We start from the raw sequence: 10,070 nt of genomic DNA on the forward strand, positions 1-10,070 counted from the left end.
TTTCCCTCCCAAGGACCGGCATCGGAGTTCCGGCTATGCTGCCGGTCAATCCGGGGGAGCGGCAGGCTCCGTTCCCCCGGGAAGAGCTTGGACCCAAAGGATCAGGGGATCAACCCCAGCACTTGTCCGTGCCGTCCTTGACGCTGATCGACTGCACGCCTTCGGCAGGCTTGTCGGTGACGAGCGCCACGCCGGTATCGAAGAAGTCCTTGCCTTCGGTCGGCTTCGGCTTCTCTCCGGTTTCGGCAAACTTCTTGATCGCCTCGACGCCGAGGGCAGCCATCAGCAGCGGATACTGCTGGGAGGTCGCACCGATCTGGCCATCGGCCACAGCCTGGACGCCCGGGCAGCCGCCGTCGACCGACACGATCAGCACGTCGCCTTCCTTGCCGATCGCCTTGAGCGCCTGGTAGGCGCCGACGGCGGCCGGCTCGTTGATCGTGTGGATCACGCTGATGTCCGGATCCTTCTGCAGAAGGTTTTCCATCGCCTTGCGGCCACCTTCCTCGTTGCCGTTGGTCACGTCGTGGCCGACGATGCGCGGGTCGTCCTCGTCGCCGATCTTGTTCGGATCCTTGGGGTCGATGCCAAAGCCAATCATGAAGCCCTGGTCACGCAGGACGTCCACGGTCGGCTGCGACGGGGTGAGGTCGAGGAAGCCGATCTTGGCATCCTTGGCCTTGTCGCCGAGGGTGGCGGCAGCCCACTGGCCGATCAGCTTGCCGGCGAGCAGGTTGTCGGTGGCGAAGGTCGCGTCGGCGGCGGTGGCCGGATCAAGCGGCGTGTCGAGCGCAATCACCAGCAGCCCGGCTTCCTGGGCTTTCTTGACCTGGTCGACGATGGCCTTGGTATCGGACGCGGCGATCAGGATACCCTTGGCACCGGAGGCGATGCAGGACTCGATGGCAGCCACCTGGCTGTCATGGTCGCCGTCGACCTTGCCGGCATAGGCCTTGAGATCGACACCGAGTTCGGCCGCCTTGGCGGTCGCACCTTCCTTCATCTTGACGAAGAAGGGGTTCGTGTCAGTCTTGGTGATCAGGCAGGCGCTGACCTCGGCCGCAGAGGCCGGAGCGGAAAAGGCCACGCCAAGCGCGAGCGCGCCGAGAGCGGCGGAAACAATGGTCTTCCTCATGTAATCCTCCCAAGGACAAAAGGATGCGCCCCGCCCAGGGGCGATCCGGTCGCGTCGCTGGCCTGACAGCTCCTCCGCCGGCCATCCGCGCTTCCGGTGCCAAAAAGAGCACCAAACAAATGGGCTGTCAATAAATAAATCGAATTGAATTATTAATCCAATGTGGCATCCTGCCGTGAAAGAGGGCACAGATCGGACATGGTCCGGTCGTCCGACTCGGGTCGAGGGAGCGACCCGGGCAACGATGCCCTGGCGGACGACGCATCCCGGGCGTGCGGCCGCAAATGGGAGGAGTGACGGGAATGGGCAAGGAAGCGGCCATCGTGCCGCCGGCGGACATTCTCGATCCGAGCGGCGGCGCCAACCAGGTGCGCGTGCGCGCCTATAACGAGCGGCTCGTCATGTCGCTTGTGCGGCGTCACGGCAGCCTGTCGAAGGCGGAGATCGCCCGGCGCAGCGGACTGTCGGCGCAGACCGTCACGGTCATCATGCGTGCCCTCGAAGGCGAAGGCCTGCTCGTGCGCGGCGAACCGCTTCGCGGCAAGGTCGGCCAGCCCTCGACGCCGATGCGCCTCAATCCCGATGCCGTCTATTCCCTCGGCCTGAAGATCGGCCGACGCAGCGCCGATCTCGTGCTGATGGACTTCGTCGGGCGAATCCGCCGGCAGGTACGACGGACCTTCCCCTATCCGATGCCCGGCCCGTTGCTTGCCTTCGTCGGCGAGGGCGTCGCGGAGCTGGAGCGCGGCCTTTCGGTCGAGGAGCGCGGCCGCATCGCCGGCCTCGGCGTCGCGGCACCGTTCGAACTCTGGAGCTGGGCGGAGGAGGTGGGCGCGCCGCAGGCCGACATGGACCAGTGGCGCGGCGTCGACCTCCAGAAAGCGATTGCCGCGCGGGTCGCCTATCCGGTCTTCCTCCAGAACGACGCCACCAGCGCCTGTGGGGCCGAACTCGTCTTCGGCCTCGGCGCCCGCTACCCGGACTTCATCTATTTCTTCATCGGCTCCTTCATCGGCGGCGGCATCGTACTGAATTCGGCGCTCTTCACCGGGCGGACGGGCGCCGCCGGGGCGGTCGGTCCCCTGCCCGTGCAGGGACGCGACGGCGAGACCGTGCAACTCCTGAAAATCGCCTCGATCTTCGTTCTGGAGAACCTGCTGCGCGCCAGCGGCGTCGATCCGAAGCCGCTCTGGTATTCGCCCGACGACTGGTTGGATTTCGGCGCGCCGCTTGAGACCTGGATCCAGGAGTCGGCGGCGGCGCTCGCCCAGGCGATCGTCGCCGCCGCCTCCGTCATCGACTTCTCCGCCGTTGTGGTCGACGGCGGCTTTCCGGCATGGGTGCGCGAACGGCTGGTCGCGGCGACGAAGTCCGCGATCGGCCGGCTCGACCTGCAGGGCGTCACCCTGCCGGATATCGTCGAGGGAGCGGTCGGCAGCCAGGCGCGTTCCATCGGCGGCGCCAGCCTGCCGCTGTTTTCCCGCTACCATCTCGACCAGAATGTCCTCTTCAAGGAGCGCGCCTGATGCTCAAGGGTATCGATCCCATCCTCAGCCCCGATCTGCTCGCGACGCTGCGCGCCATGGGTCACGGCGACGAAATCGCGATCGTCGACGGAAACTATCCCGGCCTCGAACATGCCCGGAGACTGATCCGCCTCGACGGGCTGCCGATCGTGCCGGTGCTCGACGCAATCCTGAGCCTGCTGCCGATCGACGATTTCGTCTCCGAGGCGATCTTCCGTTCGACGTCGGGCGGCAACCGCGACGCCCTCGACCCCGTTCACCGAGAAATCGTCGCCTGCTGCAAACGACACGAGCCGACACAGCCCGTCGTTCCGCTCGTCGGCGCGACCTTTTACGACCGCGTGCGCGCCGCCCATACGGTGGTCCAGACGAGCGAACCGCGGCTCTATGCCAACGTCATCCTGCGCAAGGGTGTCGTCTACCCGTGACCCTGTTCCATCCGGAACAGCGCCGGGGGGCCGCCCGTGCGATTGTTCCCTCACCGGACGAGATCGGCTCCTCCGACCAGATCAGAGAGAGGGAATTCCAATGCGCACGTTCATCATCTCCGCCACCGTCGCCACCGTCGCGGCACTCTCCTTCGCCGCGCCGTCCCAGGCCGGCTACTACGGCGGCTATTATGGCGGCCACGACCAGGCCTACTGCTTCATCAAGAAGGTCCGCTTCTACGACTACTACGGCAACCTGCGCGTCAAGCGCATCCGCGTCTGTCACTGAGACCACCCGACGACATCCTCCCGTCAAACGCAGAACCCCGACCACCCCTGAAGGCCGGGGTTCTGCGCTTGCCTTGGCCGGGGAAGACCGGCATCCTGCCGCGCGAAAATCGGTGGAGACGGGCATGCGCATCCTGGTGATCGAAAACAACGCGGCGACGAATCTCGGGCTCGTCGGCAAGGCGCTCGACGAAGCCGGGGCAACCATCGATCTTCGCAGGCCCTTCGAGAGCCAGCCGCTGCCGGTGGACGAAACGGACCACGACGCGCTGATCGTGCTCGGCGGGCCGCAGAGCGCGGTGGACGATGCGGCGCATCCCTATCTGCCGGACGTCGTCCGTCTCCTGCGACGGTTCGGCGACGCGGACAGGTCGGTGCTCGGCATCTGTCTCGGCTCACAGCTTCTGGCCCGCGCCTATGGCGGGGTGAATATCATCGGCACCGCGCCGGAGTTCGGCTGGCAGAGGATCGAAACGACCGCGGAGGGACGCAGCGACCGGCTGCTTGCCGATCTCGGAACGACCTTCACGAGTTTCCAGTGGCATGGCGACACGTTCGAGTTGCCGCCGGGCGCCCTGCGGCTTTGCACGGGAAGCATCGTCGCTAACCAGGCATTCCGCGTCGGCCGCGCAGCCTACGGAACACAGTTCCATTTCGAAGCCGGGCGCGACACGGTCGCGCGCTGGACCGATGCCTTCCCCGATGCGGTCGAGGCGATGGAGCCCGGCTGGCGCAAGCGCCATGCGGAACGCGCCGGTCGGCACGGACCCGAAGCCGACGCGGCCGGCCTGTCGATTGCCCGCGCCTGGGTTTCGACGGTCCGGGCCTCGTCCTCCGGAGTAGAGGCCGTCGCGGCCTGCGCCTGAGCCTCCGAAGGATCCCGGCGCGACAGTCTCAGTTCACGTTCACCGGACGGGACCGCATGCGCGCCACCGTTTCGCGCTCCGCGCGCTTGCAGCGCAGCGGCGGCAGGCCGCGGTCCATGAGATCCATGTCCTCCAGGACCATGTCTCCCATTTTCCTGAACGCCTGGTCGAGCGCACCTGCGCGATGCGCCGAGCGAAGAAAACCCTTGAGCCTGCGCACGGGATGATCGGGTGCCAGCGGCTCATCGGGAAAGACGTCGCTCGCCGCCAGGATGTGGCCGCGCCCGACGGCCGCCATCAGCGCATCGAAGTCGACGACGTCGGCGCGGCTGAGCAGGATGAAGGACGCACCCAGACGCATGCGGGCAAAGGCGTCGGCACCGAGAAAACCGCGGTTCTCGCTGGTGACGGACGCCACGACGAAGACATGGTCACTTTCCGACAGCACGGTCTCCAAAGAGGCCGGCTCCACGCCGGCCTCCCGCAGCATGGACGGCGGCAGCCAGGGGTCAAAGACACGGACATGCGCCCGGAACCCCGCAAGCAGCCTGTTGAGGGCGCGACCGAGGTCGCCGAATCCGACGATGCCGATCTCGGAGCCGGAGATCAGCCGCGCCGTCAGGTTGCCCTCGCCACCCCACAGCTCCCGGCCGTCGCGAAAGGCCAGATCCGCCTCGGTCACGCCGCGCGCCAGATCCAGCGCCAGGGCAAGGCCGAGCTCGGCCACCGGCTCGGCAAAGACCTGTCCCGTCGTCACCACATGGATGCCGCGGGCGAAAAGCACGTCATAGGGCATGTTGTTGACGAGGTTGCTCTCGACATTGAGGATGCAGCGCAGCGATTGCATGCGCCCGAGTGTCCCCTCCGACAGCGGCGGCTGACCGACGATGTAGCGGGCCTTCGACAGGATGTCGTCGCCGAGATCCGCGATCCTGCCGGGATCCGCCTCGACGACGGCATAGGCCGCGTGCAATCGCGCCCGGGCCTGCGGCGTAAAGATCAGATCCAGCGTCCGGGGCGCCGGCGCGCTGATCACGATCGGCTTGTCGCTGTCGGTCAATGGTTTCTCTCCCTCGCTTGCTGCGACTCGTGATCGCCTTCGCGGCAGAAGTAAAGGAGCTGTCAGGAAAGAAAAGCCGTCACCATTGCAGGCCGCGCAACGTGCGTTCGCGTGACGGGCGCGGATTGTTGCTGCGGTAGACGTCGCCGTTGACCGTACATGTTTCCACCTGTCGCGGCTGATCCCCGAACCGGCGGCTTTGCCGGTACTCGAATATAGTCGTGCAGGTGATCGACGGCGCGCCGTCCTCGACCGGCTGCTTGACGCCAGGCAGGTCGAAATAGACCTCACCGGAGGCAACGGACGGCGACACGGGCAACGCCAGAACAAGGACTGCAAGCGCAGGACGCAACCGGAGCATGGGTTGATCCACCGTTTCGAAGGCCGGCACTGCCTCCGATAGAACAGTACCCCGACGCGCAAACATGCGCTATAGCGCAGAGCAATCAGTCGCGACCGATGAGGGGTTTCCAATGGCGAGTGCAATACGGTATCACGAAAACGACATCACCGCGGCCGATGCTGCGCGGTACACCGACGCCATCGCCATCGATACCGAAACCCTGGGTCTGGTGCCGCGCCGCGACCGCCTCTGCGTCGTGCAGCTCTCGCCCGGCGACGGCACCGCCGACGTCATCCGCATCGCTGCCGGCCAGAAGGAGGCGCCGAACCTCGTGGCGCTGCTCGCCGATCCGGCGAAGCAGAAGATCTTCCATTTTGGCCGCTTCGACATCGCCGTGCTCTTCCACACGTTCGGCGTGACGACCACGCCGGTCTTCTGCACCAAGATCGCCTCGCGGCTGACGCGCACCTATACCGACCGCCACGGGCTCAAGGACAATCTGAAAGAGTTGCTGGACGTCGACATCTCCAAGCAGCAGCAGTCGTCGGACTGGGCGGCCGAGACGCTTTCCCCGGCGCAGCTCGACTATGCCGCATCCGACGTGCTCCACCTGCATCGGCTGCGCGACAAGCTGATGGCGCGTCTCGTGCGGGACGGGCGGCTGGAGCACGCCGAGGCCTGCTTCGCCTTCCTGCCGACGCGCGCAAAGCTCGACCTGCTCGGCTGGGAAGAAACGGATATCTTCGCCCACAGCTGACGCGCCGTTCCACGGAATTCGCAAAAAGACGCTTAACCAACACTTAAGGCATCCGGGCTAGGGTCGAGGGCATCCGCGGGAGGTCTTCATGATCACATCCTTGCAAGGTAGCCAGGCAGCAATCGCAACCACGGTGATGACCTCGATCATCGATTCGATCGAGGATCGTCGCCGCGACGAGGAAGCGGAGCGCACGGGCAGGACGGACGATACGCTGCAGCAGGCGATGGTGCAGGCGAGCGAGACCGAGCGCGAAGCCAATGCGCGGATCAACGAACATTTCTTCGGCGAGCGGGCCAATTCCGAAGAGACGATGGCCCGCATCATCGCGCGCTTTTCCTCCGCGCTCGGCCTGTCGCAGCGGCCGGAAGAAACAAGCCGGGCCTTTGCCCAGCGGCTTGCCGATGCCGTCGCCTTCATCGACGCCGTTTCCAATGCCGGCCTTGGCATCGACGATTCCGTCACGCTCGATACGTTCGGCACGACGATCGAAAACGTGACGGCGGAACTCTCCGGCGAAAATAGCGACGACGACAGCGCCGCGCTGTTGGCCCGCCTACTCTCCGCCAATGGCCTGAGCCGCGGCGAGGAGGAAGCGGACGCCGATTTCCAGCTCCGCGTCGAACAGGCGCTGACACGGCTGTGGACGGACCTGCCGGAGAGCGTCGCCGCTCTCGAAAAGACGACGGGTCTGCGCGACCTTGGCATAACAGCTTCGGACTTCATCGAGGCAATCCGCAATCCCTACGGCAGCGAGGCGACCAAGGTAAAGGACGCGCTGGCCGAAAAGGCGCGCGAGGAAAAGGCGCTTACGCCCGAGTTGCGCAAGGCGATTGCCCGGATCGAAGATATTGCGGACCAGAAGACCGTGGCCGAGTTGGAGCTCGAGGCGACGCGCACGGATCCGACACGCGTCGAGGATGCCGAAACGCGCGCGGAACGCGCAGAGGACCTGGCGACGCTCGACGCCCGGGAAAGGCTCGAGGATGTTCGCAATCTCCAGGAAGCTGTGTCGGAACGGCAGGAAAAGGTCGCCGACGAGACGGCACAGGACGCTGCAAATGCGGCGATCGCCACCCTTCAGAATCTTGCCGCCGCCGCTGCGGAGCGGGAAGCCCGCGAAGAAGCCGAGAAAGACATCTTCGTATTGCGTGTGGACGAGAACGGCATCTATGATCTGATCACCCGGCAGCTCGCCGCCTGACGTTTCTGCAGCCGCCGGGACCGTTACGACCGGCGAACGACACCGACCAGCGCCATGACCTCGGCGGGGATGCCATAGCGGCGGATCGCATCGCGCTGATCGCGCAGCCCGCAGATCTCCCGTTGCACGAAGAGAGCCCACACGGCCTCGGCCGCATCCGCGCGAAGTGCCTGCCGTTCCGCGTCGCCGCAGCCGGATCCGACGCTGTCCTTGAGACAGGCAAGCGCCTTTTCGACCTTCACCCCCTGCCGCCCGAGCGCACCCGCTCGCTCGGCCAGGAATTCGTACTGCAGGACGTCGAAACCGGAATGATTCATGGCAACCGCCACTTCTCGTTCTGACGAGATGAGAATGGCGCGTCACGGCTTCCCGATCAAGTCCGGATGCTGCATGTGCGAAGGATTCGGATCAGCGTTAACGAGACGTTAACCTGTCCATGCAAATGCTTGGAATCATCGCGGATGCCGATGGTTGGCGGGATGCCAGATATTTCCTCCCGCCCGATGACCCGGCGCAGATCGCCGGATGCGAATGCCCCCGAACCGGGGCCCGAAATCATAATTCATCCCGAAGCGCATGATGCGCCATCCGATTGACGATGGACGAATGACAGATCATCGCGCCAGCCGGAGGCGGCGCAGAAGGAGATGGTGATGCTGCCGGGTGTGGCGACAACGACGGCGACCGCGGGCCAGGCGAGAGCGACGCCGGCCGCCCTGCCGATCGCGCCCGACGCCGCACGGCACACCGTCGGAGCCGCCACGCTTGCGAGCCTTCGCGCAGCGCTCATTCTGCGGCTGATCGAAACGCTCCATCGCCAGATTCAGGCCGGCGGACACCGCGCCGATCCGATGCACGACATGATCGAGGCCCTGCTCGACGCCATGGAGCCCGGCTTCTCCGACCTCGGGCCGGCCGAGAAGATCGAACGCTTCGCACGCCTTCTCGATCGCCTGCCCGCGGCCCAGCGGCGCTCGATGGAAAAACTGCTGCAGACCGCGCTCCTCGCGCTGCCGACCCGCATGCTGATGGAGGCAGTGCGCAACCCGGACGGACGGGAGGCGCGCCAACTTGCTGCGGCCGTCCTGCAGAACCCTGAATTCCTGGAGCGGCCGGCCGAAGGAGATCACGAGCCTGCGACCCAGCTCACGGCCCTTCAGACCCGTCTTTCCGATGCTGCCGCCAGGCTGCCGCCGCAATCGACCTATGCAACCGCCGACGCCAAGACTTTGCAGACGCTGCTTCGCCATTATTTCGAGAGCGGGGCCGAACCGCGCATGGCAGGCCCGGAGCGCGGCGGCCATCTGCAAGCGACGCACGGCGATCTTCCGGCCGGGCGACTGCAGGATGGATCCGTCCGCGGCAAGGCGGTGACGCACAGGCCGGACGCCGGGCCGACGGAGAGCCGGGGAACTGCCGCGGCCGATCAGATCCGGGTGCCGCCACGGCCGGCGAACGGCGCGGAACCGGCACGGGCGGCACCGAAGAACGAGAGCGTCCACGCCTTGCCGGTACGGCCTGCCGACAGCCGGGCCGCGGTCGACGGGGAGCGTGCGGTCGACATCATCGCCCCGCCGCCCGCCGATGCCCATCAGACCCTGCCGAAGCCGATCGTTGGCCTGATCCGCCATCTCCTGTCGAGCCTGACGGAATCCGAAACTGCCCTGCTCCGGCACCTGTTCGGAATTCGCCCCGACATCGCCGTCGCGACGGGCAACGAAGGTGCGACAACGGACGAATCCTATCTGCTTCTTTCCGACCTGATCCAGGAATCCGACGCCGCCGCGGAGGATGCCGGCCGTGCGTCCTCCGCGATCGCCCGACCCGCAAGGCCCGCGATGGCGGACGTGGAAATCTCCGCCGAAACGGACGGCTATCAGACCGTGCCGACATATGATCGCGACGAGCCTCCAGCGCACCGCACACAACTGCCGCAGGCGTCGACGACTTCGGAGGCCCTCGGGGAAGAAGCCCAATCCCGCCCGGCGCCCGGCCCCACACAGGAGACGCCGGCCGAGCAGCCCGGCTGGCTGACCGGCCGCAGCGAGGCTGCGGCAGCCCTGGCGGCGCGAGAGCTCATCGTCGTCGGGTTCGTGCCCTACGCCCCCGCGACCGAAGAGCCTGCCGAGGACGAGCGGCGGGCGGACGAGGAGCCGGAGAATCCGCCGCAGGACAGTGCGAGAGAGGACACGGCCGGGCAGGGCGAGGAAGATGAGGGAGCGGCGGCGGAAGGCGAAGAGCAGGATCCCGCGCTCGACCGCAAACGCCAGCAGGTTTCCGACCTGGTTGCCGCGCCCGACCCGGGATTCGTCTTCTACCAGAAACACGGCGACTACTGGACCTGATCACAGGCTTCGGAGGGCGACGTACAGTTGTCCGACGAAAAACCCCGCGGAGATCGCTCGCCGCGGGGCCGTTGTTTTCCGGACGGAACGCCCGCGTTTATTCCGCGCTGTTGCGGTT

General features: G+C 66.3%; 11 protein-coding genes. 7 read left to right on the forward strand and 4 right to left on the reverse strand.

The features are described 5' to 3' along the window. Nucleotides 1-109: 109 nt before the first annotated feature. Nucleotides 110-1,135: a sugar ABC transporter substrate-binding protein gene (locus tag LXM94_RS03185; protein ID WP_235769695.1), complete on the reverse strand. Its 1,026-nt coding sequence runs from the start codon at nucleotides 1,133-1,135 to the stop codon at nucleotides 110-112. A gap of 302 nt (nucleotides 1,136-1,437) precedes the next feature. On the opposite strand from LXM94_RS03185, the gene LXM94_RS03190 reads away from it, so the two are divergent. From LXM94_RS03190 to LXM94_RS03205, 4 genes are all read left to right on the forward strand, one after another. Beyond that, the gene (locus LXM94_RS03190; RefSeq protein WP_235769696.1) at nucleotides 1,438-2,661 is read left to right on the forward strand and encodes an ROK family transcriptional regulator; all 1,224 of its coding nucleotides are present in this window, start codon (nucleotides 1,438-1,440) and stop codon (nucleotides 2,659-2,661) included. Beyond that, entirely contained in the window at nucleotides 2,661-3,089 is a 429-nt protein-coding gene (locus LXM94_RS03195) for an RbsD/FucU family protein (protein ID WP_235769697.1), read from the forward strand. The genes LXM94_RS03190 and LXM94_RS03195 overlap by 1 nt, the downstream gene beginning before the upstream one ends. Before the next feature lie 100 nt (nucleotides 3,090-3,189). Further along, a complete protein-coding gene (locus LXM94_RS03200) occupies nucleotides 3,190-3,378 on the forward strand; it encodes a hypothetical protein (protein WP_235769698.1) in 189 nt (62 codons plus the stop codon). Nucleotides 3,379-3,502: 124 nt separating this feature from the next. Next, nucleotides 3,503-4,243, forward strand: coding sequence for a type 1 glutamine amidotransferase (locus LXM94_RS03205; RefSeq protein WP_235769699.1), 741 nt, complete (start codon nucleotides 3,503-3,505; stop codon nucleotides 4,241-4,243). Between the two features lie 28 nt (nucleotides 4,244-4,271). Here the strand turns inward: LXM94_RS03205 and LXM94_RS03210 are convergent, their stop codons facing one another. Both LXM94_RS03210 and LXM94_RS03215 read right to left on the reverse strand, forming a co-directional pair. Then, a complete protein-coding gene (locus tag LXM94_RS03210; protein ID WP_235769700.1) occupies nucleotides 4,272-5,303 on the reverse strand; it encodes a hydroxyacid dehydrogenase in 1,032 nt (343 codons plus the stop codon). Between the two features lie 79 nt (nucleotides 5,304-5,382). After that, nucleotides 5,383-5,694 carry a hypothetical protein gene (locus LXM94_RS03215; RefSeq protein WP_235769701.1) on the reverse strand — a complete coding sequence of 104 codons (312 nt, stop codon included), beginning with the start codon at nucleotides 5,692-5,694 and terminating at the stop codon, nucleotides 5,383-5,385. Nucleotides 5,695-5,776: 82 nt separating this feature from the next. On the opposite strand from LXM94_RS03215, the gene LXM94_RS03220 reads away from it, so the two are divergent. After that, complete coding sequence (locus tag LXM94_RS03220; protein WP_235769702.1) at nucleotides 5,777-6,403, forward strand: ribonuclease D; 627 nt, start codon at nucleotides 5,777-5,779, stop codon at nucleotides 6,401-6,403. An 88-nt stretch (nucleotides 6,404-6,491) separates the two neighbouring features. Then, the gene (locus LXM94_RS03225) at nucleotides 6,492-7,607 is read left to right on the forward strand and encodes a hypothetical protein (protein ID WP_235769703.1); all 1,116 of its coding nucleotides are present in this window, start codon (nucleotides 6,492-6,494) and stop codon (nucleotides 7,605-7,607) included. A gap of 23 nt (nucleotides 7,608-7,630) precedes the next feature. Here the strand turns inward: LXM94_RS03225 and LXM94_RS03230 are convergent, their stop codons facing one another. Next, nucleotides 7,631-7,924: a DUF6665 family protein gene (locus tag LXM94_RS03230; RefSeq protein WP_235769704.1), complete on the reverse strand. Its 294-nt coding sequence runs from the start codon at nucleotides 7,922-7,924 to the stop codon at nucleotides 7,631-7,633. 336 nt (nucleotides 7,925-8,260) lie between these two features. On the opposite strand from LXM94_RS03230, the gene LXM94_RS03235 reads away from it, so the two are divergent. Beyond that, nucleotides 8,261-9,952 carry a hypothetical protein gene (locus tag LXM94_RS03235; RefSeq protein ID WP_235769705.1) on the forward strand — a complete coding sequence of 564 codons (1,692 nt, stop codon included), beginning with the start codon at nucleotides 8,261-8,263 and terminating at the stop codon, nucleotides 9,950-9,952. Nucleotides 9,953-10,070 lie beyond the last annotated feature (118 nt).

Origin of the sequence: Rhizobium alarense (assembly GCF_021555155.1) — a bacterium.
Taxonomy (GTDB): Bacteria; Pseudomonadota; Alphaproteobacteria; order Rhizobiales; family Rhizobiaceae; genus Rhizobium_D; species Rhizobium_D alarense.